The organism is Ruegeria sp. H7 (assembly GCF_056532945.1).
Map to the genome: position 1 here is coordinate 261,659 of NZ_JBQFNZ010000003.1, position 22,682 is coordinate 284,340.

The window sequence follows — 22,682 nt, forward strand, 5'->3', positions numbered from 1 at the left end:
GAGCCGAAATAGGAGCTTTCGATGACCGACCCGATTTGGTTTGATCCCAGCCTCTGTCTGATCGGAGGTATATGGCAGTCGCCGGACGGGGGACAATCGCTGCCCTTGGTCAACCCGTCCGATGGATCGGAGATTTGCCGCATCGCGCGGGGCGGTGCCGCAGATATGGATGCGGCAGTCACGGCGGCCCGATCTGCATTGGACGGCGACTGGGGCCAAATGCCCGCGTTCGAGCGGGGGCGCATCCTGAGCCGCCTGGGGCGGTTGGTTCAGGAACGGGTCGAGGATCTGGCTGCCTTGGAGGCGATGGATGTTGGTAAACCGCTGACTCAGGCGCGGGCGGATGCTGTCGCCCTGGCGCGCTATTGCGAGTTTTATGGCGGTGCAGCGGATAAGGTGATGGGCGAGACGATCCCGTATCTGGACGGCTACACGGTTTACACTCTGCGCGAACCGCATGGCGTGACGGGTCATATCGTGCCCTGGAACTATCCGATGCAAATCATAGGCCGCTCGGTCGGGGCGGCGCTGGCCATGGGCAATGCCTGTGTCCTGAAACCGGCGGAAGAGGCCTGCCTGACCGCACTGGCCTTTGCCCATCTGGCGACCGAGGCCGGGCTGCCTGCCGGGGCGCTGAATGTTGTGCCCGGATTGGGGGCCGAGGCTGGGGCCGCGCTATCCGGGCATCCGGGCGTTGACCATATCTCGTTCACGGGCTCGGTTGCGACGGGTGCTTTGGTGCAGCAGGCGGCGGGGCGAAATGTGATCCCCGTGACGCTGGAACTGGGCGGGAAATCACCGCAACTGGTCTTTGATGATGCCGATCTGGACGCGGCCCTGCCGTTTCTGGTCAATGCAGGCATTCAGAACGCCGGGCAGACCTGTTCGGCCTCGTCCCGCATTCTGGTGCAGCGTGGCGTCTATGATCAGGTCAGGGCGCGTATGGCCGAGGCCTATGATCAATTGAATGTCGGTCGCGCTATGGATGACCTTCGGGTCGGCCCGCTGATCTCGGACCGGCAAAAGACCATCGTCTCGGGGTTTCTGGCGAAAGGCGGGGATCTGACCATCGTCGCGCAGGGGCAGATCACCGCCAACGCGCCAGCGGCCGGGGCCTATGTCCGACCAACCCTGTTCGCGGACGTGCCCCCCGATCACGTTTTGGCGCAGGATGAGATATTCGGCCCGGTTCAGGTTCTGATCCCGTTCGACACGGAAGATGAGGCTCTAACCATTGCCAACAGCACCGACTACGGCCTTGTCGCCAGTATCTGGACACGCGATGGCGCGCGGCAGATGCGGTTGGCAAAACGTCTGCGCTCGGGTCAGGTGTTTATCAACAACTATGGTGCCGGGGGCGGCGTCGAATTGCCATTTGGTGGGGTCGGTAAATCCGGTCACGGTCGCGAAAAAGGGTTCGAGGCGCTCTATGGCTTTTCGCAACTCAAGACCGTTGCGGCCTATCACGGCTAGACGATCACCTCGATTGCCTTCTGCGCGCCAACCCCAAACACCCGTTTGTAACGGTCGATCTGATCCGCCGGTCCCATCGCCTTTTCCGGGTTGTCCGACAATTTGACCGTCGGTCGCCCGTTGGCCGAGATCGCCTTGCACACCAGTGAAAACGGCGCAAGCGCGTCGCCCGGTACCAGACCGCGAAAGTCATTTGTCAGCAGAGTGCCCCAACCGAAGGAGATATTGGCGCGGTCCGCAAACTGGCCGTGCAATTCCTTGATCTTGTCCACGTCCAATCCGTCCGAAAAGATGATCCGCTTTTGCGTCGGATCCTCACCGCGGGATTTCCACCAGTCGATGGCCACTTCGGCCCCGGCAGCGGGATCGCCGCTGTCGACCCGGATCCCGGTCCAGCCGGCCAGCCAATCGGGTGCGCGATCCAGAAACCCTTTGGTGCCGTAGGTGTCGGGCAGGATAATCCTCAGATTGCCGTCATGCTCATCATGCCAGTCGCTGAGGACATCGTAGGGGGCCTGCGCCAATTCCTCATCCGTGCCGGCCAGCGCGGAATAAACCATGGGCAGTTCGTGGGCGTTGGTGCCAATGGCCTCAACCTCGCGCCGCATGGCGATCAGGCAATTCGAAGTGCCGGTGAAGGATGACCCCAGGCCTTCGATCATCGCCTGAACGCACCAATCCTGCCACAGGAAGGAATGCCGCCGCCTTGTCCCGAAATCCGCAATCCCCAGCCCTTCGATCGAGCCAAGCTGCGCGATCTTCTCCCACAACCGCGTCATGGCCTGAGCGTAGAGCACCTGCAATTCAAACCGGCGCATCTGGTTCAGCACGGCGCGCGAGCGCAGTTCCATCAATACGGCCAAAGCGGGGATTTCCCACAACATGACCTCGTGCCATTTGCCCTCAAACGTCAGCTCATACTGATCACCCTTCCGCTCAAGATGATAGGGCGGCAGGCGTGTGTTCTCGAACCACTCCATGAAATCTGACCGGAACATCTGCCGTTTGCCGTAGAACATATTGCCCCGCAGCCAGGTACTTTCCCCACGGCTGAGGCTGAGCGAACGGATGTGATCCAGTTGTTCCCGCAACTCTCCTTCGTCGATCAAATTGGCCAAAGGCACGTGATTCGACCGGTTGATCAGTGAAAATTCCACATTTGTTTGAGGCTTATTTCGAAACACTGACTGGCACATCAGCAGTTTGTAGAAATCTGTGTCGATCAAAGACCGAACAATCGGGTCGATCTTCCATTTGTGGTTGTAGACACGGGTCGCGATATCGACCATGGGGAACTCCTGCGATTTCCGTTGTTAGATCAATCAGCACGGGGAATGGCAAGAGTCGCTGATCTGGTGACAATGCCCGCTTGACGTCACAAAGCGGGCATATTGTTTGGTCTTATCACCGATTAGTGAGGGTGTGGGATGGAAGAATAAGGCTGTTAGTGGTGTATGAGTCTTCGGTACGACTTTGATATTGTAAGGAAAGCACTGGACGAACAAACGCCTGACGCGCCGCCGACCTCTGGTCCGGACGGGGGTCAGGTGATTGCGCTGTTTCGGGACGTTAAGACGTCTGATGCGTTGCGCGGGGCGTCGCCCAAGATCCGCAAGATGTTTCAGGATGCGGGCTTCGGGCTGGCGGCGCATGACAGTGGAATTGCGCCTGACGTGTACCCACCTGCGGACCAGCCCGAGCGTGAACGCATCCTGTCGGCATTGTTCGCCAGTATCAAAAGTCAGGGCGTTCAGGGCGAATACAGCGGCGAGTTCGATTTCATGCAGTTTCTGGATCACGTCCAGCGGGCGCGCCCGGTGCAGGGCGTTGTGCGAACCGAGCCTATTGCTCAGCCCCCGACGCCAACCCCGGTCAGCCGGTCCAAACGGCGCGCGATTCCGGGGCGGATCGGCTTCGCCCTTGGTTTGGCCGTGATCCTGTTTGTTCTGTTCAAATTCCTCGAAGCGGCGGGTGCCGGGAGTTAAACCAGTTTGACCCCGGCCTGACGCATCGCCTGTTCGGCTGCCGCCATCGACCCGTCCATATCGATGCCCCGGCAGGCATCCAGCCGGACGGTGACATCCAGACCCAGTCGCGCCGCATCCACGGCCGAGTAATGCACGCAGAAATCCGTGGCCAACCCAACCAGAGTCACGCGCGACAGGCCCCGCGTTTCCAGATACCCTTTCAGGCCCGTCGGCGTTGTCTGATTGTTTTCAAAAAAGGCTGAATAGCTGTCGATGGCACTGCGAAACCCTTTGCGGATGATCAGGTCCGCATCGGTGCGCAGGTCGGGGTGAAACGCGGCGCCCTGACTGCCCTGAACACAGTGATCGGGCCACAGGACCTGCGGGCCATAGGGCATTTCGATCACCTCGAACGGGGATTTGCCGGTGTGTGAGCTGGCAAAGCTGGAATGACCCGCCGGATGCCAGTCCTGCGTCAGGATCACGGCGTCGAAATCACCCATCATGGCGTTGATCGGGGCCACGACCTCATCCCCGCCTGCGACGGCCAGCGCGCCACCGGGGCAGAAATCGTTCTGGACGTCGATTACGATCAGGGCGTGGGTCATCGCGGTCTCCTTTGATCTATCGGTACGGCGTGGTGCGGGGGGCGTCAATCCGGTCCCTTGCGACTCTGCGCGCGCGGGTTTAGATCGCGCGCATGTATACGATCGCTGCCCTCTATCACTTCACCCGCTTTTCGGATCATGCCGCCCTGCGCGACCCGCTGCTGGAGCTTTGCCGCGCCCAGTCGGTCAAAGGCACCTTGCTGCTGGCGCAAGAGGGGATCAACGGCACCATCGCAGGCCCGCGCGCCGGGATCGATGCGGTGCTGGCGCATATCAAGGCGCTGCCCGGCTGCGCGGACCTTGAGTGGAAAGAGGCGACTGCAGACCATCCGCCATTCGGCAAGATGAAAGTGCGCCTGAAGAAAGAGATCGTGACCATGGGCCAGCCCGATGTCGACCCGCGCGCGCGCGTCGGCAACTATGTCGAGCCGGAGGACTGGAACGACCTGATCCGGTCCGACGATGTGGTGGTGATCGACACGCGTAACGATTACGAGGTGGCGATTGGCACGTTTGAGGGCGCAATAGACCCTGAAACCGCCAGTTTCCGCGAATTTCCCGCCTGGTGGGAAGAAAACAAGGACCGCTTCCACAACAAGCGCGTTGCCATGTTCTGCACCGGCGGTATCCGCTGCGAGAAATCGACCAACTACCTGCTGGGGCAGGGGGTCGAGGATGTCTATCACCTGAAAGGCGGCATCCTGCGCTATTTGGAAGAGATGCCAAAGCAGGACAGCACCTGGCAGGGTGAATGCTTTGTGTTCGACAATCGCGTCTCGGTGGGGCATGGGCTGGTCGAAGGCCCTCATAAGCTGTGCCATGGCTGCCGCCGCCCGATCCTGCCCGAAGATATGAAGCGACCCGAATACGAACACGGCGTGACCTGTCACCGCTGTGTCGATGAGACGTCTGAGGCCGACAAGGCGCGCTTTCGCGAACGGCAAAAGCAGATCCTGCTGGCGCGCAAACGTGGTGTTGAACACTTGGGTTCCGATTAAATTCGGCTTGCAGGCCCGCGGCTTAGACCGGATGATCGCAGGCAGACCAGCCTGACGGAGTGTCCATGCACCGCGAACCCACAACCCTTGCTGAATGGAAATCCACCCTTCTGGCCGCGCTGGGGCTGGTGCTGGCTAGCTTTCTGGCCTGGTTCGGGTTGTCGCGCCTGAGTGAAGCAACAGCCGGGGATACCATCGGCTCGATTGCCTCGGTCGGTCTGCTGCTCTGGATCGTTTCGCAATCCTGGTACTACATGACACAGGTGAAATCGCCGCGTCGGCTGCTGTTCCTGATGGGCGTTTCGTTCATTCAGGTCGTGCCGTTCTTGTTCGCCGCTGTGTATGGTGCGTTTGGATACAACGACAACTGCGTGATTGGCGCGCAGGGTCCGGCGGATATTCTGTATTTCTCCTACGTGACCTTCACCACCGTCGGATACGGTGACATGTCCCCGACGGGGTTGTGCCGTGGTCTTGCCGTGGCCGAAGCGGTGACCGGATACATTCTGCTGGGAATGTTCGTTGCTGCTGCGGTTGCGCTTTACGCGCGCAATCACGGTCAAAATGACCCGAATTAGAGCCTATTTGTTCTGATCAATCCAACGCGACATCATTCGCTTGTCACGAAAGCACTCAGACGGGATCGGGCGTCGCTTGCTGCGCGAAATACGCTCGGCAAAGGCGACCTGTTTGCCGGTCGGGTAGTTGTCGAATTGCGAGGTCGCACGGGGTTTGTGCGCCGATATCCAGTCTGACAGCATCCTGCGGTCGCGCTGAGCCTCGACCGGGATTTCCAATGCCGACTGTTCCGCAATTGCGCGGGCATAGCGCATTTGCCGGTCCGTGACCGGAAGCAGGTGATAATCGTTGTTCGGGCCGCCAAGGGCAGAATTGCGCATCTGTTGGGCCATCGGTTCGTCCTCTGACTATGTAGAACATAAATAGAACATTAACCAAAAAATTCAAGGGGAGCCCCGGGCACGCAGGCGTCATCCTGCCGTCGGTTGGTTTTTATTGACTGGTCAATCAACAGCCGATAGGCCGGGGTAAACTGCCCCTCGCGCCGTGCATTGGCGCATCAGACCAAGAGGAACCCGGTATGAAGTTTCAACCCAAGGCCAGTCATTTCATCAACGGTGCCTATGTCGAAGACACCAACGGCGCGCCGATTGACGTCATCTACCCGGCGACCGGAGAGGTCATCGCACGCCTGCACTCGGCCACGCCCGAGATCGTTGAACAGGCTCTGACCAGCGCAAAAGCCGCTCAGGCGTCTTGGGCCGCGATGTCCGGAACCGAGCGGGGCCGCATTCTGCGCCGCGCCGCTGACATCATGCGCAAGCGGAACCGCGAATTGTCGATTCTGGAAACGCATGACACCGGCAAGCCCCTGCAGGAAACACTGGTGGCCGATGCAACCAGCGGAGCCGATGCGCTGGAGTATTTCGGGGGGCTGACGGCCTCGCTGACCGGCGAACATATCCCGCTGGGCGGCGGCGATTTCGTCTATACCATCCGCGAGGCGCTGGGCGTCTGTGTCGGTATCGGAGCATGGAACTACCCGACCCAGATCGCCTGCTGGAAAGGGGCCCCGGCGCTGGCTTGCGGCAATACGATGATCTTCAAACCTTCGGAAACCACGCCCCTGTCGGCGCTGCAAGTGGCCGAGATTCTGATCGAAGCAGGGGCGCCCAAGGGGGTCTACAACGTGGTGCAGGGCTATGGCGATGTGGGTGCCTCGCTGGTGACCGATCCGCGTGTCGCTAAAGTCTCTCTGACCGGGTCGGTGCCAACGGGCCGTAAGGTCTATGCCGCTGCAGCGGATGGGATGAAGCACGTGACCATGGAGTTGGGCGGCAAATCCCCGATGATCGTGTTCGACGACGCCGATATCGAAAACGCTGTCTCGGGCGCGATTCTGGGCAACTTCTATTCCTCGGGGCAGGTCTGTTCCAACGGCACGCGTGTGTTTGTGCAAAAGGGCATCAAAGAGGCGTTCCTGACCCGCCTGTCCGAACGTCTGGCCACTGCCAAAATCGGCGACCCGCTGGATGAAGAGGTCAATTTCGGCCCGATGGTCAGCGAGAACCAAATGAACATCGCGCTAGGCTATGTCGAAAAGGGCAAGGCCGAAGGCGCACGGCTGGTCTACGGCGGCAAGCGGATCGAGGGCGACGGGTTCTACATGCAGCCCACCGTTTTTGCCGACGTCACCGACGACATGACCATCGCGCGCGAGGAGATCTTTGGCCCGGTCATGTCGGTTTTGGATTTCGACTCCGAGGCCGAGGTTCTGGCCCGCGCCAATGACACTAAGTTTGGTCTGGCCGCCGGTGTCTTTACCAATGACCTGACCCGCGCCCATCGCATCGTCGCTGGGTTCGAGGCGGGGACCTGCTACATTAATACATATAACCTGGCCCCGGTCGAAGCGCCCTTTGGTGGGTCGAAAATGTCAGGTGTCGGGCGCGAGAATTCAAAGCTGGCGATCAACCATTTCAGCGAAATGAAGACGGTCTACGTGTCCATGAACGACGTTGAGGCGCCGTACTAAGTGAGCTTCGCATGAGATAAGCTCATGCCAATAAAATCTGTTCCCGACATTTCGCGTCGGGAACAGAACACATGCCCTTTCCAACCTGTGGCTGACTTACCTGTAACCGTGCCGCTCTGACCGCGACCGCTTTACAGGAGAGACCCCATGAAAACCCACGCACAGGCCGTCGTAATCGGAGGGGGCCTTGTCGGTTGTTCAATCCTTTACCATCTGGCCAAGCTCGGCTGGACTGACGTTGTTCTGCTGGAACGGGATGAGCTGACGTCAGGCTCGACCTGGCACGCGGCGGCCAACATCCACGGGCTGCATGACAACAACAATGTCACGCGGATCCAGCACTATACGATGAACCTGTATAAAGAGCTGGAAAAGGAAACCGGTCAGGGCTGCGGTGTGTTCCAGCCGGGCTCGCTTTATCTGGCTCAAACCGAAGACCGCGAGCATCAGTTGCGCCTGCAAGAGGCCAAAGCCCGGTTTTACGGCCTGAACTTCTATGAGATCAGCCGCGAGCAAGCCAAGGAACTGCACCCGCTGGCGCAGTTCGATGATATCCGCTGCATCATGTACGAACCCGATGGCGGCAACGTCGATCCGTCCGGTGTAACCATGGCTTATGCCGCCGGTGCGCGGGCTATGGGAGCCACGATTGAGCGGTTTTGCCCTGTAATAGGGACGGAACAGCAGCCAAACGGCTCTTGGATTGTGCGGACCGGAAAGGGCGACATCCACGCGCAATGGGTGGTCAATGCCGGGGGTCTCTGGGGGCGTGAGGTTGCGGCGCTGGCCGGGATCGAATTGCCGCTGCAACCGACCGAGCATCAGTATTTCGTGACCGAAGCCATCGACGAAGTGGCCAATATGGGCCGCCGTCTGCCCTCAATCGCCGACCGGGATGGCGAGTACTACTTCCGGCAGGAAGGCAACGGTCTGCTGATCGGGGCTTACGAGAAAGACATGCGGTTCTGGGCCGAAAACGGCACGCCGCTGGATTTCGCCCATGACCTGTTCCCGGACGATCTGGATCGGATCATGGAGAACGTGATCCGCGCCACCGAACGTGTTCCGGTTGCCGCCACCGCGGGCGTCAAACGCGTCATCAACGGCCCGATGATCTGGTCGCCGGATTCAAACGCGATCTGGGGTCCGGTGCCCGAGCTACAAAACTATTTCTGCTGCACCGGTATCATCCCGGGCTTCTCGCAATCCGGCGGGCTGGGCCTGTTGGCGGCGCAGTGGATGATCGAGGGTGAGCCGCAATACGACATGTTCGCCTGGGATCTGGCCCGCTTTGGCGATTGGGCCGATAAGAAGTTCACCAAAGCACGGGTCGAGGATCAGTATTCGCACCGTTTCGCCATCCACTTCCCAAACGAGGAACGCAGCGCTGGTCGCCCCGCCCGCGTGCGCCCGGCCTATGAGATGCAAAAGGCGATGGGGTGTGTTTTTGGCCTGAACTGCGGCTGGGAACACCCGCTTTGGTTCGCCGATCAGCCTGGAACGGTCGAAACCAACGGCTTTACCCGCCAGAATTGGTGGGAGCCGGTGGGGCGCGAGGTTCAGATGTTGCGGGACGCGGTCGGCGTGATCGATATCTCGAACTTTGCCAACTATGTGATCAAGGGCCCCGGTGCCCATGACTGGCTGGATCGTCTGGTCGCAAACCGCATCCCGACTGAGATAGGGCGATCTTGCCTGACACCTCTGATCTCAGTGCGCGGTGGCGTGGCTGGGGATTTCACGATTACCAAGGTTGCCGACGACGAATACATGATGATCGGCTCGGGCATGGCCGAGCGCTATCATCAGCGTTTCTTCAACATGATCGACCTGCCCGAAGGCACCACGCTGGACGTCGCGACCGACCGGATCGCCGGATTCAACGTGGCCGGTCCGAAATCTCGCGATGTCCTGCAACGCCTGACCAACGCGGACCTGTCGAACGAGGCGTTCCGCTTCATGCGCTCGCAGACCATCGAAGTCGCAGGCGTTACCTGTCTGGCGATCCGCGTCAGCTTTACCGGCGATCTGGGATGGGAGCTTCACTGCGCCGAATCCGACCAAATCAGGCTCTATTCAGCACTGTTAGAGGCCGCGAAGGACTATGGCGGCGGCCCGGTTGGCGGACGCGCGCTGGGGTCGCTGCGGATCGAAAAGGGCTATGGTTCCTGGGGGCGCGAGTATTCTCAGGAATACTGGCCGCAAGAGGTTGGTCTTGCCGGCCTGATCAAGCTGGACAAGGACTTCCTGCACAAAGACGCCTATCTGTCCATCAAGGACAATGCAGCGCGCGAGGTTCTGTCGGTCTTCGAGGTTGACGCTGCAGATGCCGATGCCAGCGGGGGCGAGCCGATCTTTGCCCCGGATGGTACGCCGGTGGGCCGTGTGACCTCGGGCGCTTATGGTTATTCGGTCGGGAAATCGTTGGCCATCGGCTATGCGGATCCGAAAGTGGCCAAGCCAGGCGATACGGTTGAGGTTTTCATCCTCGGCAAACCGCACAAAGCGAAGATCCTGTCAGAGCCCCCGTTTGATCCGGCAGGCCACCGACTTCGCGATGTACAACCGGTGATGGAGGGCGCGGCGTGACCAACAGCTTCGCCCGCATTGCCGATTTTGCGCTGGCGCGGGCGGCTGCCGACATGCCGAACAGCGCGCAAGAGGCTGCGGCGCTGATGATGCTGGACACAATGGGTATCCTGATCGCCGCAGGTCCGATGGAGGCGGGCGTGATCGCGCGCGACACTGCGGCGCTGCTGTATGCCAGCTCTGATCCAGCGTTCAGCGCGCGCATGATGTTCGATGGCCGCACGGTCAGTCTGGCAGGCGCGGCCTATGCGGCCGCGACCCAGACCGATAATCTGGACGGCCACGATGGCTATAACCCGACCAAGGGTCATATTGGCGTGGTCGTTTTGCCCACTCTGGCGGCTTTGGCCGAACATCGCCCCGATCTGTCAGGCCCCGAGGCTTTGGCAGCGGTGATCACAGGCTATGAAATTGCCGGTCGGGCCGGGATATCGCTTCATGACAGCGTCACTGACTATCACACGTCAGGCGCGTGGAATGCTTTGGGCGTTGCGGCCATGGCAGCGCGCCTGCGAGGGCAAAGTCCCGAACAACTGCGGCAGGCCATGGGCATCGCGGAATACCACGGGCCCCGCAGCCAGATGATGCGCGAAATCGCAAACCCAACCATGCTGCATGACGGCTCGGGCTGGGGGGCAATGGTCGGTGTTTCAGCCGCTGTTCTGGCCGAGCGTGGATTTACCGGGGCCCCCGCGATCACGATTGAGGCGGACAGTGCGGCCCCGCATTGGGACGATTTGGGCAGGTTCTGGCAGGTCGAGCATCAATATGTGAAACCCTATCCGATTTGTCGGTGGGCGCATGCTGCTATCGACGCGCTTAGGGCTGTCATGATCGACCACGATTTGACCCATGATCAGATCAAATCGGTGCAGATCAACAGTTTCCATCAGGCGGCCTGCCTGTTTGCAGGTGTCCCGCAAACAACGTCGCAAGCCCAATACTCTCTGCCATTTGCGGCCGCTGTTCACGCGATTTATGGCCGTATCGGCGTCGAACATATCTCGGGCACCGGACTGTCTGACCCGGTCGTCGCTCGGTTCATGTCGCGCATAAAGGTCACGGAACGTAATCGGCATTCTGCCCGTTTTCCCGAAGGGCGCTGGGCGGATGTCGAGATCGAAACCACCGACGGGCGCGTTCTGCACTCCGGAGACACCCATGCCCGAGGCGGGCCGGAATCGCCAATCTCGCGGCAAGAGGTGATCGAGAAGTACACGCAATTTGCCGCTCCGGTCATCGGCCCAACCCGCGCCGAGCAAATCCGCACGGCGATACTGGGCTGGACCAATCCACAGTCTCGCTACGCGGATCTGGCTGAGTTGCTGTATCAGCCACCGGTCGGAGGATAAGACAGGTTGGCCTGTTAGGGGCACAGTATGTTCACTGAAAACTGACCCCGTGATGTTCGAACCAGTTCCTTGTCGCGAACGGATCAGGCCCAAAAAGCGATAGGCTGCGACCCTCAGATCAAGGATGCGTGGATCGGCACTGGATCACTCGGACTCAACGGCGTTTAACAACGTGCTGATCCGCTGCCGCGCTTCGATGCTGTCGTTCAACAGGTTGGCCGCATCCGCAAGGGGTTTATCCGCCAACCTCTCGGGCGGGTTTCTCAAGGCTTGCGTGGTTTCGCTCAGCTTTGCGTATTTACCTGCCGCATTCGCGTCTGTCTTTTCCAGCAGGTCTGCGAGCCAGAAATACCTGTTGGCCGCTTGTAGATCACCCAGTTCGCTCAACACTTCTGCGGCCTTTGCGAATTCTTGGCTGGCCTCCAGCGCGCGGGCCCTCAAAGCACTGGCCTCGTCCGAGGAGTCATCCGCAAGCTCCAGCATCGCCTGATGTGGGCGGTTATTCTGTAACACTGCCCGCGCCCGCAACCGCGCCCGTTCGGATCGTCGTGCGCGGTCTTGGTCCCGGTTGGCAAATGCAAAAGCCCGGGACCCAAAGCCAAGCCCCATCAACCGTTCAGACAGAGCTATCGCCGTCGGCGTTGATACACTGTTGGTTTGATCACCCGACAAAGTCAAAACCTGCCGCAAAAAGGTGACGTCATCTGCACGCTCAGCCAGTAATTGCAGATGCCGGTCCAAAACCGCAGGCGCGTCAGAACCGTCCGGCAGCGTATCGATCAGGTCAAACGCAGCGTCGAATTCCTGGGTCAGTGCCAAAGCAACCGCATGCGTTCTGGTCATCATCGGCCCCATCTCTGACTGGCGGAGTTCCGTCGCATAAGCCGCCGCCAGTTCCAGTTCCCGCGGGGAAACGGCCCCCCGGTCGGTCCATCGCTTCTCGACCAGCCGGGCCAGAGCCAATGCGGCCTCATCCGGCGCGTCCGGTGCGGTGATGACCTGGGACAGATGTTCCTCCTCAGCCGTCATATCGCCTTCGGCTTCGGCGACTTTGGCCCTGGCGTGCGAGAGTGCCGGGGTGGTTGCATCCTCAACCCGGTCCACCGACCGCAAGATCCGCCGGGCGGCTTCCAATTCTTCCGCGTTGACCAAAATCGAAGACAACCGAGGCCCGAGACTGCGTCTCAGGTGATCAGGCAGCCGCGCAAAACTCTGCTCGATCGCCTCAACCCTTGCGTCTGGTGCCAGTTGCTGCTCGGCCAACGCTGCCCACAGGGCCGCGTCGCTGTCGCAGCGTTGCAACCCTTGAAACGGAGATGTTGTCGGCATCGGTCGATTGTCCACGATATGGGCGATTGCCTGGACACGGTCCGCGTCAGAGTTTTGATCCGCCAGCATTTTTAGCATTTGAACCGCCTCTGCACCGAAACCATGGAGCGCATACAGCCTGGCCAAAGCCATTGCCCGGTTTTCATCCAGATCATCAAACTCTTTGAACAAGCCAGCGCGCAGCTGCGCGACCTGCTCCTGAAACGGTCGCGAATCCGACCATGTTTCAAACCCAAGCTCGACCGTCGTGAAACACGCCGGTTTTGCATCGATTTGCGGGAATTCAGCACCAAGAATGGCATTCAGGTCGTCCAGAACGGTCGACAGCTGCACATTCGACTGCAAGCCGTCGATCATGGGCAAAGCCGGTAAATCGGAGGACCGCCTTGGGCGGATTCCGGCCAGGTTCAGGTCCAGCACCTCTCGGTCCGCGCCCTGCAATAGTCTGGTCGACAACTGATCTTTGAACGCTTGACCGCTCATCGACAGTAAAGGCAATTCGAACGATGTCACGGGGTCTTGACGTGCGCGTTTTTTCTGTGGTTCAGGCCGGGGCGGGGGGATATCGGCCAACAAAGAAGGCAACGCTGTACCCGGCGCGATGTCCAGAACAATCATCGACTTCCGATACAGGAAAGCCGAGGCAACACAGTCGCAGCCGAATTCCAGATCCAGCCCGTCCCCGGGTTTCTTTTGCGACACTGCGGCCAGACGATTTGTGGTCAACCGTCCAAAGACCGCGTTGGTTTGGAAGGTCGCAGCCTCCAGATCGACCGACAATCGCGCCCCGTTCTTGCGATGGGTCAAAACCCAACCCGTGTCGGGCGGCACGTTGAACACCAGTCGTGTGAAGCCCGCGTGTTCACCCGACCGAACCGTCACCTCTTGCGCGAATGCAGGTGACGCAAGCGCGATCAGGGCAGCAATCAGCTTTAAAAGTCGGGTCATGCCGCCGCCTGCTTGAGCTCTTTCAACGCCTCTTCAAGTTCGGAAAAACCGGGGCGGTTATGCGTAGGGGTGTTTTGGCGGCCGACTTCGATGCACATGGCCGCGTTATGGTTGTGCAGGTTGGCGACCAGCACCTCTTTTATGAGTTGATAGAAATGGTTGTCCTCTTCCACAACGGTCTTGAGCTTACCCGCGAAGGGGCCGACCAGCCCGTAGGCCAGAAAAACACCCAGAAATGTCCCCACCAACGCCCCGCCGATCAGCTTGCCCAACACCTCGGGCGGCTGGTCGATCGAGCCCATGGTTTTGATCACACCCAGAACGGCAGCAACAATCCCAAGTGCCGGAAGCCCGTCCGCGACGGTTTGCAACGCGTGGCTCGAGTGCATGGCGTGATGGAAATTCGCCTCCATCCGTTTTTCCAACACCTCCTCGACCTGATGTGGGTCGTCATAGTTCATTGCGGCTGAACGCATCGTGTCGCAGATCAGATCGACGGCTTCTTTGTCGGACTGAATCTTGGGATAGGCGGAAAACAGGCTGGAGTTTTCGGGGTCTTCGATATGTTGTTCAACCTCGACCGGATTGGCCCGCGCGATGCGGATCAGCGAGAACAGCAGGCACAAAAGATCGCGATAGTCTTCGGGCTTCCATTTCGGTCCCTTGAAGACCTTTCCCATGTCTTTGATCGTGTGTTTGACACCGCCGATATCGTTGCTGATCAGAAAGGCCCCAACCGCCGCACCGCCGATCATCATCATCTCGAACGGGAGCGATTTCAGGATGATGGTCATCTTGCCCCCGGCGGCCAGATAGCCGCCGAACACCATCACGAAAATGACGACAATTCCAACAATTCCAATCATTTGCGATCCCCAGATGTGTTCAGGACAGGTTTGGTTTGCATGGCCGTCTACTCTTGCGGTGCGGTGGCGTTACGGCCCGCCATGACGACGCTGACCGTATAGGCCGCATCGGGGCTGAGACCGGCCAGGATGTTCGCGGCGACTTCCGGCGGCATGCGGGACAGAAATCCGGATGCAAATGTCGGGTCCATGGTTTCGAACAAGGCGGCTGCGTCTTTGGGTTTCATGTTCTGGTAGACATCCGTCAGCTGCGTCAGGTCGGTCTCTGCCGCCTTGTCCGCAACCGCCAGGGTCGCACGCAGAGACTCTTCAGCCTCCTGCAACGCCGCCAAGCGGGTTTCGATGGCCTCGCTTGCGATCTGGAGCGCCTTTTCCTTGTCCAACACCACATCTTCACGCTGTTTCACCCGCTTTTCGCGGCGCAGCAGTTCCGTCAGAACGACCTGAACATCGCGCGTATCGGTTGGGGTTTGGGTGGCTTTGGCCTGTTCAGGCTCGGCAGATTTGGCAAGGGCAGGCCCCGCCTCTAACCCGACGCGGATGGCCGCAGACCCGATCATCAGAAGTGAGATCACCGTCAGCACCCCGGCGCGAGGGCGGTCTCGTCTTTTGGTCGCCCGTCGGATGCCCATCAGGTGGCCTCATTCATCTTGCGGCCGTGCCGAAAGAACATCAGGCCTTCCGGGGCCTTGGCCGTGGTCTCCTCCGCCATATCTTCGGAGTCTTGGTTCGGCTGCTCTTCAGGCGTGGTCTCATCCGCGGCCTCAGGTGATTCTGAAGCCTCGACCTTTGGTGCCTTAGGACCCGCTTTTTCAACCTTTTCTTCTTCGGCTGGAATCACGTCATGCATGGACGCCATCATCAATTCCAACCGCTGTGCCACGCTTTCTGCGCGTTGCGTCAGCTCTTTCAACACATCGCCCGACTGATCCGAGGCAGCGCGCGCGTTGTCGAGGGACTTTTTCAGCTCATCCGCTTGTGACGACAACACAGCCACCGCGCCGCCCACACCTTTTTCAAGGTCGGTGAATCGCCGCAACCTGCGCGACAGGACAAAGCAATACAGACCCGCGCCCAAAGCGCCCGCAACCAGCAAAATATCCGCAATAAGCTCCAATCCCGCCTCCTAATTCAGTACAAATTCCATGACCAGCACGTCGCGCACCCGGCCTTCGCCCGTAACAATCCCGATCCGCCGCAGCAGATGTCCCCGGATCCGCGTCAATGCCAGCGGGTCTTCCAGATCTGACACCTCGACCGCCCGCAGATAGCCGTTCAGCACATCCATGATTCGCGGTTGTATTTTTTCCACATCAGCGATGTACGGAGCGTTAACTTCGAGCTGTGCGTGAAATTTCAGATGGCGCGACTGGCCTTCGATCAGAGAAATGATCACCGGCGGCAAATCGACGAATCCAACATCCGCAAGGGGTTTGGCCTTGCTCTCTTTCGTTTGGTCATCTGTTGCCGATTTTTCAGCCCCGCCGCCAATCGGCAACAGACCTGATGTCGTCAGAAAATAGCCGCCTGCCGCCCCGGCCACGGCCAGAATCAACCCGACCATCAAACCCTTTTTCCCTTTTTTCTCAGGGGTTTCCGCCTGTTCTGCTGTTGCGTCGGCCATGACGTCCTCATCCATCTGCTGTGAATCCGTCATATCCCCTCAAGGACTAACCGATTGTTAAGGGCAATCGTCCAAACAGGGGATGCGCCGGGCAGAATGTCGGCGAGTCGGAGGTGAGCGTGCAGCAGATCGGAACTGTCTGGGCAAGTTTGGACAGGCGAAAACAAATCATCGTTGCCGGTGCGGTTGTGCTGGTGTTTCTCGGGATCCTTGGCATGTCGCGGCTGGCGACCGCGCCGTCGATGACCTTGCTGTATGCGGGGCTGGAAAGCGGTGCCGCTGGTGACATCGTCCGTTCACTGGATCAGCGCGGTGTGCCCTACGAAATCAGGGGCGGATCGATTTATGTGCCCGGCGGGCAGCGGGATGAGCTGCGGATGACGCTGGCCAGCGAAGGCCTGCCCGCGAACGGCAATCGCGGGTACGAGCTGCTGGATTCCCTCAGCGGGTTTGGCACCACATCTCAGATGTTCGATGCCGCCTATTGGCGCGCGAAAGAAGGCGAGCTTGCCCGGACGATCGTCGGCAGCCCTCATGTCAGTCAGGCGAGGGTGCATATCGCAAATGGATCGGCCAATCCGTTTCAGCGCAGCGTGGCGCCCACGGCCTCGGTATATCTGGTGCCGTCCGGCGCGGATGTGACCGGCGATCAGGCCAAGGCGATCCGGTTTCTGGTCGCCTCGGCTGTCAGTGGCCTGGCGCCGGAAAATGTAACGGTTGTCGATTCGAACGGGGCCGTGATTGGCGCGCAGGACACTGCGGTTGCGGCTGAGACGGCGGATGACAAATCCCGCCAGCTGCGCGAGCGTGTTCTGCGTCTGGTCGAGGCGCGTGTTGGGGCCGGCAACGCTGTGGTCGAGGTCAGCGTGGACACGGTGACCAAAACCGAATCGATCCGCGAGCGGCGCTTTGATCCCAAAGGGCGCGTCGCGATCAGTACAGATGTCGAAGAGCGTTCGGACAGCGCCCGCAACCAATCTGCGGATGTGACGGTCGCCTCGAACCTGCCCGATGGCGATGGGGCAGGCGGTGACGAATCGAATTCGACCGCAACGCAGACGCGCGAACGGATAAATTACGAAGTCTCCGAGACCGAGTTGGAGGTTCACACAGCACCGGGTGCCATCAAACGTCTGACTGTTGCAGTTCTGGTCAATGGAACGCGCACGGTTGACGCCAGTGGGGCCGAAAGTTTCGCGCCTTTGCCGCAGACCGAATTGGATGCATTAGAGGAGCTGGTTGCCTCGGCCGTTGGATTTGACGCGGACCGCGGGGATGTGATCACCCTGAAATCGCTGGATTTGCCGCCGGTTGACCCGCAGGGGACGTTGGTGTCGGCATCGATGTGGCAGTCCATTCATCTGGACGCGATGTCGCTGATCCAGATGGCTGTATTGGCGGCGGTCTCGCTGGTTCTGGCCATGTTCGTCATCCGCCCGATCCTGATGAAACCCGCCACAGCACCGGCCTTGCTGCCCGCAAGCGCCGGGGATGTCACCGAAGGCGCACCTGTGCTGACCGGCGAAATCGCACCGGATGGCAGTTCGGACTTCACGCCGCTGGCCGCGCAGGCCGAAGTGCCCGCGCTTGGTGTGGCCCCGTCACAGGATCCGGTCGACCGTTTGCGCGCGATGATTGGCGACAAGCAGGAGGAGACGGTCGAAATCCTGCGCAGTTGGCTGGAGGAAGGTGAGGAGCGCGTGTGATGACAATTGCTCATCTTCTTGAAGATTTCACTGTTCAGGCCAACGGCGGGCAGGTTCACCTGCTGGACGAAGACGCCCTGGAGGAACAGCGCCTGGCCGCCTTTGAGCAAGGCTATGGGGCGGGGTGGGAAGACGCCTTGCAGGCGCAGGAACAAAGCCGGGGGCAAATCTCGTCCGAGTTGGGCAAATCGCTTGAGGATATGTCCTTTACCTATACCGAGGCGATCACCCGCATGTCGCTGTCGCTGGAGCCGATGTTTCAGAGCCTGACCAATCTGGTCTTACCGGACATGATCGACCGGGGCTTTGCCGCGCAACTGGTCGAACACCTGTCCGAGATGGCGCGTGAACAGATCGGGCAGCCGATGCAGGTCATCGTGCCGGTCGGATGTATGGCCGAGGTGGACGCCCTGATCCCCGCGACCCTGTCACCGAGGCCGAAAGTGATCGAAGACCCCGCGCTCGAGCAGGGACAGGCCCGGTTGCAGGTCGGCATAGCCCGCAGCGAGGTGGATTGCAGCGCGCTGCTGGACTCGGTCACGCGGGCCTTCGACGCATATGTTTTTGAGGCAAAAGAGGCATTGTCAAATGAGTGACCCCCAGACCCAAAACTCTGAAAAACCGAACCCTTTTGACGCGGTGCCCATCGAAGTGACCGTATCCGTCGGTCGCGCGCGCCCCCTGATCCGGGATTTGCTGAACATGGGCGAAAACGCTGTGCTGACGTTGGACAAAAGGATCGAAGACCCGGTGGATCTGTATGTCGGGGATCAGTTGGTTGCCCGCGGCCTGCTGGAGGAGATGGAGGGCGACCGGGCGGGTCAACTGGCGGTCCGACTGACGGAAATTGCCGATCTGCAAAACGGGATTGGTTGATGCGCCTGCTGATCGGGCTGGTCTTGGCGGCGGTTCTGATGCCGTCGCTTGTGGCCGCGCAGGAGGTCTCGCTGTCTTTGGGTGAGGGTGGATCACTCTCGGCGCGTACGATCCAGTTGATCCTTCTGATCACGGTCCTCAGCCTCGCGCCGGGGCTGGCGATCATGATCACCTGTTTTCCGTTCCTGATCACGGTTCTGTCGATCCTGCGTCAAGGGATCGGGCTGCAGCAATCGCCGCCGAATATGCTGATCGTCAGCTTGGCACTGTTTCTGACCTATTTCATCATGGACCCGGTCTTTACAGAGGCCTGGACGACCGGAATCCGCCCGATGATCGACGAAACGATGGAGGTGGAACCAGCGCTGGAGCGCGCGCTGCAGCCGTTTCGCGCCTTTATGGCTGCGCGGCTGGATGGCGATACGTTTCAGGCCATGGCTGCGCTGCGCCCGGGGGGTGAGGCGATGGAACTGTCGCCAGATGCCCCGCTGTCCGTTCTGATGCCGTCCTTCATGTTGTCCGAGATCGCGCGCGCGTTTCAGATCGGGTTTTTGATCTTCCTGCCGTTTCTGATCATCGATCTGGTGGTCGCGGCGGTGCTGATGTCGATGGGCATGATGATGGTGCCGCCTGCAATTGTATCTTTGCCCTTCAAGCTGGCGTTTTTCGTCATCGCCGATGGCTGGGCCTTGATCGCCAGTGCGTTGGTGCGCAGTTACATGCCTTAGCGCTGCCCCTTTTCAGATAGTCAGGCAGGGCTTCAAAGCGCCTACCTGAACGAAAAAAGCCGCGTTGTGTTCGACAACGCGGCCCAGATGTTTCTGAAAAGCCGGTCAGGCTGTGCGGTTCAGATCCTTGATCAACCGGTTCAGGTCGCCGCCACGGGCGTCCAGCATCGCTCCGATCTCGGTACGTTCGGTCAACAGCAGGTTCACGCCTTCGATGAACATGTTGTAGAACTTGTCGCGCCCCGATTTGTCAGACACCAGAAACGTCACTTCGAACGGGGATGAGCCCTGCAGTTTGACCATGGTCCGGACCTCAAAACCGGCGCGGATTTTGCGGGCGTTACGTACATTGACCTCACCGCCGATAAACTCGCGGAAGCGGCGGCCATATTTGCGCGAGATGTAGTGTTGGAAGGCCTTGGTAAACTGCCTCAACTGTGCCGGGCTGGCCGAGCGGGCATCGGCCCCCAACGCATAGCGCGCCATGATCGGCACATCGGCGTATTGCACAAAGATCTTCTCGAAATCGCGCAGCATGGCGTTCTCGGACTTGCCCGAGGCGATCACGCGGTTGATCTCGGCCACGACGCTGTTGACAAGCGCTTTGGCGCTGGCTTCGGTCTGGGCCAGAGCGGGCAAAGGCAGGGCGGTCAGTGCCAATCCGGCCAGACCGGCAGAAAGAAAATGACGACGGTTCAAAGAATTACTCGGCATAGGGGTCCTCGTAAGGGTCTAGGTAGGGGTCCCTGACAGGGTCGGTTCCGATTTCGGCGTAGGGATCGGAGTACAGGTCCAGATAGGCGTCCTCATCATCGCGCGCCAGTTCGAACCGGCGATTTTGCAGATAGATCAGGCGGGCTTGGGCATAGCTGTCGGCGCTTTCATAGAGGATCGAGTCAACCGTGTCCGAAAACCGTCCCCGGTCGCCCATGCGGCGCACAACCTCGGCATAGACGCCAAGGTTGTCGGCGGGCCGGGTCGGAGTGAAATTGATCGGGTTCGAGAACAGGTTGACCACAACGCCGACCGCATCGCGCGTTGTCGAGGGGCCGTAGAAGGGCAGCTCGACATAAGCCCCCTCACCAAATCCCCAGACATGCAGGGTTTCGCCAAAATCCGTATCGACCGGCGGCAGGTTCAGTTCGTCCGCAGGGGCCGACAGGCCAAACCCGCCGACGGTCATGTTGACCACAAAGCGCAGCAAGGCGTTGCCCATCTGCTTGGGGTTGCCCTGCAAAAGGTAGTCGACCGCCTGTCCGGGCAACGAGATGTTTTCGGCAAAGGTGCTGAAACTGGTCACCATCGGATCGGGCACGATCTTCACGTACCCTTTCGAGGCCGGACGGAACAGGAACCGGTCAACGCCCAGATTGAATCTGTGGATGCCCCGGTTGGTGTTTTCGTAGGGGTCAAACACCTCACCCCGGGCGGCCTGCTCGGGCGGCTGGGTGGCGCAGGCCGACAGGACCGGCAACAGGGACAGCACAATAAGGTGTTTCAGGCGCAATCTGCTCAACACGGTCTTAGCTACTCCAAAGTGACCTGACCCGGGCGGGTCGGGCTTTCAATCGATAATATAGTGCCGCGTTGGCACAAGTCGTTGTCACATAGTTGTTTCGCGTCTCAAATGAAACATCTAGCGTTTAGCGCGTCTGCTACTGCGCGGTAAAGTGACATAGCTTCAACACTTCGGAATAAGAGAAGTTACGCCCAGATCGCAGCCGATCGGCAAAATGCCGGTTTATCGCTTTCCCCGCCGCGCCTGACCGGGTAGCGTCCGGCCGAGTCGACAATTGGTGAGGACGATCCCATGAGTATCACAGCAAAACTGGAAAGTCTGGGCGTCAGCCTGCCCGACGCCCCCGCGCCTGCGGCAAACTATGTGCCGTTCGTGCGTATGGGCAACATTGTTTACGTGTCGGGCCAGATTTCGAAGGCGGATGATCTGATCACCGGCAAGCTGGGCGAAGACATGGATGTCGAGGCCGGTGCAGCGGCGGCAAAGGTCTGCGCCATCAACCTGTTGGCACAAGTCAAAGCGGCCTGTGGCGGCGATATCGAAAAGCTGGTGCGCGTGATCAAGCTGACCGGTTTTGTGAACTCGACCGCTGATTTCACCGCCCAGCCGCAGGTGATCAACGGCGCGTCCGATTTTCTGGTCGAGGCGCTGGGCGATGCCGGGCGTCATTCACGATCAGCCGTCAGTGCCGCATCCCTGCCGCTGGGTGTCGCGGTTGAGATCGAAGGAATATTCGAGGTCCAATGACCCCGAGACTGCCACCGGAATTCCTGCAGGTCCCGATTGCGCATCGGGCCCTGCATGACACGTCGGACAACCGCCCGGAAAACAGCCGGGCGGCGATTCAGGCGGCGATTGATGCCGGGTACGGGATCGAGATCGATCTGCAATTGACTGCGGACAATCGTGCGATGGTCTTTCACGACTACGACATGGCGCGTCTGACCGGCCAGCCCGGCCCGATCCGGCGGATCACCTCGGCGCAGGCGGCGGACACCCCATTGCTGCACGGCGATGACGGTATCCCCGCGCTGGACGAGGTTCTTGCGATGGTCGCCGGAAAAGTGCCGCTGCTGATCGAGTTCAAGGATCAGGATGGCGCGATGGGCACCGATATCGGCCCGCTTGAGGCGGATGCCGTGCGGGCCTTACAAGGTTACGAAGGTCCGGTGGCGCTGATGTCTTTCAACCCCAACAGCGTGGCCGAACTGGCCCGGTTGGCCCCGCATCTGCCGCGCGGGATTGTAACCAGCAGCTATGATCCACAGGACTGGCCGCTGTCTGACGAAATCTGCGACCACCTGCGCGGCATTCCGGATTTCGACAGGGTCAGTGCCAGTTTCATCAGTCATGAGGTCACGGATCTGGACCGCCAACGCGTCGCCGAGTTGAAAGCTCAGGGCGTTCCTATTCTGTGCTGGACCGTGCGCTCGCCCGAGCAAGAGGCACAGGCCCGCACGGTTGCCGACAATGTGACCTTCGAAGGGTATTTGGCCCCGCATCCGGGTTGAACCCACCCCCGACCGTCACAGATAAAGGTCAGAC

The 22,682-nt window shown here is 60.0% G+C and carries 23 protein-coding genes; 13 read left to right on the top strand and 10 right to left on the bottom strand.

Annotation, left to right across the window (positions count from 1 at the left end; translation table 11 throughout):
- Window positions 1-21 precede the first annotated feature (21 nt).
- Entirely contained in the window at window positions 22-1,473 is a 1,452-nt protein-coding gene (locus ACR0AC_RS10075; protein WP_480873122.1) for an aldehyde dehydrogenase family protein, read from the top strand.
- Here ACR0AC_RS10075 and pncB read toward each other — a convergent pair.
- The gene (gene pncB / locus ACR0AC_RS10080) at window positions 1,470-2,762 is read right to left on the bottom strand and encodes a nicotinate phosphoribosyltransferase (protein WP_480873124.1); all 1,293 of its coding nucleotides are present in this window, start codon (window positions 2,760-2,762) and stop codon (window positions 1,470-1,472) included. The two genes, ACR0AC_RS10075 and pncB, sit on opposite strands and share 4 nt — an antisense overlap.
- Before the next feature lie 165 nt (window positions 2,763-2,927).
- On the opposite strand from pncB, the gene ACR0AC_RS10085 reads away from it, so the two are divergent.
- A complete protein-coding gene (locus ACR0AC_RS10085) occupies window positions 2,928-3,458 on the top strand; it encodes a hypothetical protein (protein WP_480873126.1) in 531 nt (176 codons plus the stop codon).
- Here ACR0AC_RS10085 and pncA read toward each other — a convergent pair.
- Entirely contained in the window at window positions 3,455-4,048 is a 594-nt protein-coding gene (gene pncA / locus ACR0AC_RS10090; RefSeq protein WP_480873128.1) for a bifunctional nicotinamidase/pyrazinamidase, read from the bottom strand. The two genes, ACR0AC_RS10085 and pncA, sit on opposite strands and share 4 nt — an antisense overlap.
- 92 nt (window positions 4,049-4,140) lie before the next feature.
- Here pncA and trhO point away from each other — a divergent pair, with 92 nt between their 5' ends.
- Window positions 4,141-5,046 (top strand): oxygen-dependent tRNA uridine(34) hydroxylase TrhO, encoded by a 906-nt coding sequence (gene trhO / locus ACR0AC_RS10095; RefSeq protein WP_480873130.1) that lies wholly within the window; start codon window positions 4,141-4,143, stop codon window positions 5,044-5,046.
- 65 nt (window positions 5,047-5,111) lie between these two features.
- Window positions 5,112-5,624, top strand: a complete 513-nt coding sequence (locus tag ACR0AC_RS10100; RefSeq protein ID WP_170623288.1) for a potassium channel family protein — start codon at window positions 5,112-5,114, stop codon at window positions 5,622-5,624.
- Between the two features lie 3 nt (window positions 5,625-5,627).
- Here ACR0AC_RS10100 and ACR0AC_RS10105 read toward each other — a convergent pair whose 3' ends face one another.
- Window positions 5,628-5,957 carry a hypothetical protein gene (locus tag ACR0AC_RS10105; RefSeq protein ID WP_480873132.1) on the bottom strand — a complete coding sequence of 110 codons (330 nt, stop codon included), beginning with the start codon at window positions 5,955-5,957 and terminating at the stop codon, window positions 5,628-5,630.
- A 188-nt stretch (window positions 5,958-6,145) separates the two neighbouring features.
- Between ACR0AC_RS10105 and betB the strand changes: the two genes are divergently transcribed.
- From betB to ACR0AC_RS10120, 3 genes are all read left to right on the top strand, one after another.
- Window positions 6,146-7,600 carry a betaine-aldehyde dehydrogenase gene (betB, locus tag ACR0AC_RS10110; protein ID WP_480873134.1) on the top strand — a complete coding sequence of 485 codons (1,455 nt, stop codon included), beginning with the start codon at window positions 6,146-6,148 and terminating at the stop codon, window positions 7,598-7,600.
- Between the two features lie 147 nt (window positions 7,601-7,747).
- Window positions 7,748-10,189 (top strand): GcvT family protein, encoded by a 2,442-nt coding sequence (locus ACR0AC_RS10115; protein WP_480873136.1) that lies wholly within the window; start codon window positions 7,748-7,750, stop codon window positions 10,187-10,189.
- Entirely contained in the window at window positions 10,186-11,541 is a 1,356-nt protein-coding gene (locus ACR0AC_RS10120) for an MmgE/PrpD family protein (protein ID WP_480873138.1), read from the top strand. The genes ACR0AC_RS10115 and ACR0AC_RS10120 overlap by 4 nt, the downstream gene beginning before the upstream one ends.
- Window positions 11,542-11,685: 144 nt before the next feature.
- On the opposite strand, the gene ACR0AC_RS10125 is transcribed toward ACR0AC_RS10120, so the two are convergent.
- From ACR0AC_RS10125 to ACR0AC_RS10145, 5 genes are read right to left on the bottom strand one after another with little or no spacing between them, the layout of a single operon-like run.
- On the bottom strand, window positions 11,686-13,818 hold the full coding sequence (locus tag ACR0AC_RS10125; protein ID WP_480873140.1) for a hypothetical protein: 2,133 nt from the start codon (window positions 13,816-13,818) through the stop codon (window positions 11,686-11,688).
- Window positions 13,815-14,684, bottom strand: coding sequence for a flagellar motor stator protein MotA (motA, locus tag ACR0AC_RS10130; protein WP_170453583.1), 870 nt, complete (start codon window positions 14,682-14,684; stop codon window positions 13,815-13,817). Before motA ends, ACR0AC_RS10125 begins: the two co-directional genes overlap by 4 nt.
- A 47-nt stretch (window positions 14,685-14,731) precedes the next feature.
- Window positions 14,732-15,316, bottom strand: coding sequence for a MotE family protein (locus ACR0AC_RS10135; RefSeq protein WP_480626560.1), 585 nt, complete (start codon window positions 15,314-15,316; stop codon window positions 14,732-14,734).
- Complete coding sequence (locus ACR0AC_RS10140) at window positions 15,316-15,801, bottom strand: DUF6468 domain-containing protein (RefSeq protein WP_170623278.1); 486 nt, start codon at window positions 15,799-15,801, stop codon at window positions 15,316-15,318. The genes ACR0AC_RS10135 and ACR0AC_RS10140 overlap by 1 nt, the downstream gene beginning before the upstream one ends.
- Before the next feature lie 9 nt (window positions 15,802-15,810).
- The gene (locus tag ACR0AC_RS10145) at window positions 15,811-16,341 is read right to left on the bottom strand and encodes a flagellar basal body-associated FliL family protein (RefSeq protein WP_480626561.1); all 531 of its coding nucleotides are present in this window, start codon (window positions 16,339-16,341) and stop codon (window positions 15,811-15,813) included.
- An 86-nt stretch (window positions 16,342-16,427) separates the two neighbouring features.
- Between ACR0AC_RS10145 and fliF the strand changes: the two genes are divergently transcribed.
- Genes fliF through fliP form a run of 4 tightly spaced genes read left to right on the top strand, consistent with a single transcriptional unit; the run spans window position 16,428 to window position 19,618 of the window.
- Window positions 16,428-18,014: a flagellar basal-body MS-ring/collar protein FliF gene (gene fliF / locus ACR0AC_RS10150; protein ID WP_480873142.1), complete on the top strand. Its 1,587-nt coding sequence runs from the start codon at window positions 16,428-16,430 to the stop codon at window positions 18,012-18,014.
- Entirely contained in the window at window positions 18,014-18,610 is a 597-nt protein-coding gene (locus ACR0AC_RS10155; RefSeq protein WP_170453586.1) for an ABC transporter ATP-binding protein, read from the top strand. The genes fliF and ACR0AC_RS10155 overlap by 1 nt, the downstream gene beginning before the upstream one ends.
- Window positions 18,603-18,890 carry a FliM/FliN family flagellar motor C-terminal domain-containing protein gene (locus ACR0AC_RS10160; RefSeq protein ID WP_170453587.1) on the top strand — a complete coding sequence of 96 codons (288 nt, stop codon included), beginning with the start codon at window positions 18,603-18,605 and terminating at the stop codon, window positions 18,888-18,890. The genes ACR0AC_RS10155 and ACR0AC_RS10160 overlap by 8 nt, the downstream gene beginning before the upstream one ends.
- Window positions 18,890-19,618, top strand: a complete 729-nt coding sequence (gene fliP, locus ACR0AC_RS10165) for a flagellar type III secretion system pore protein FliP (protein ID WP_170453588.1) — start codon at window positions 18,890-18,892, stop codon at window positions 19,616-19,618. The genes ACR0AC_RS10160 and fliP overlap by 1 nt, the downstream gene beginning before the upstream one ends.
- Window positions 19,619-19,723: 105 nt before the next feature.
- Here fliP and ACR0AC_RS10170 read toward each other — a convergent pair whose 3' ends face one another.
- Both ACR0AC_RS10170 and ACR0AC_RS10175 read right to left on the bottom strand, forming a co-directional pair.
- Window positions 19,724-20,332: an ABC transporter substrate-binding protein gene (locus tag ACR0AC_RS10170; RefSeq protein ID WP_170453589.1), complete on the bottom strand. Its 609-nt coding sequence runs from the start codon at window positions 20,330-20,332 to the stop codon at window positions 19,724-19,726.
- The gene (locus tag ACR0AC_RS10175; protein WP_170453590.1) at window positions 20,322-21,137 is read right to left on the bottom strand and encodes an MlaA family lipoprotein; all 816 of its coding nucleotides are present in this window, start codon (window positions 21,135-21,137) and stop codon (window positions 20,322-20,324) included. The genes ACR0AC_RS10170 and ACR0AC_RS10175 overlap by 11 nt, the downstream gene beginning before the upstream one ends.
- A gap of 291 nt (window positions 21,138-21,428) precedes the next feature.
- Here ACR0AC_RS10175 and ACR0AC_RS10180 point away from each other — a divergent pair, with 291 nt between their 5' ends.
- Entirely contained in the window at window positions 21,429-21,884 is a 456-nt protein-coding gene (locus ACR0AC_RS10180; RefSeq protein ID WP_170453591.1) for a RidA family protein, read from the top strand.
- Window positions 21,881-22,648 (top strand): glycerophosphodiester phosphodiesterase family protein, encoded by a 768-nt coding sequence (locus ACR0AC_RS10185; protein WP_480873146.1) that lies wholly within the window; start codon window positions 21,881-21,883, stop codon window positions 22,646-22,648. Before ACR0AC_RS10180 ends, ACR0AC_RS10185 begins: the two co-directional genes overlap by 4 nt.
- The last annotated feature ends 34 nt before the right edge of the window (window positions 22,649-22,682 follow it).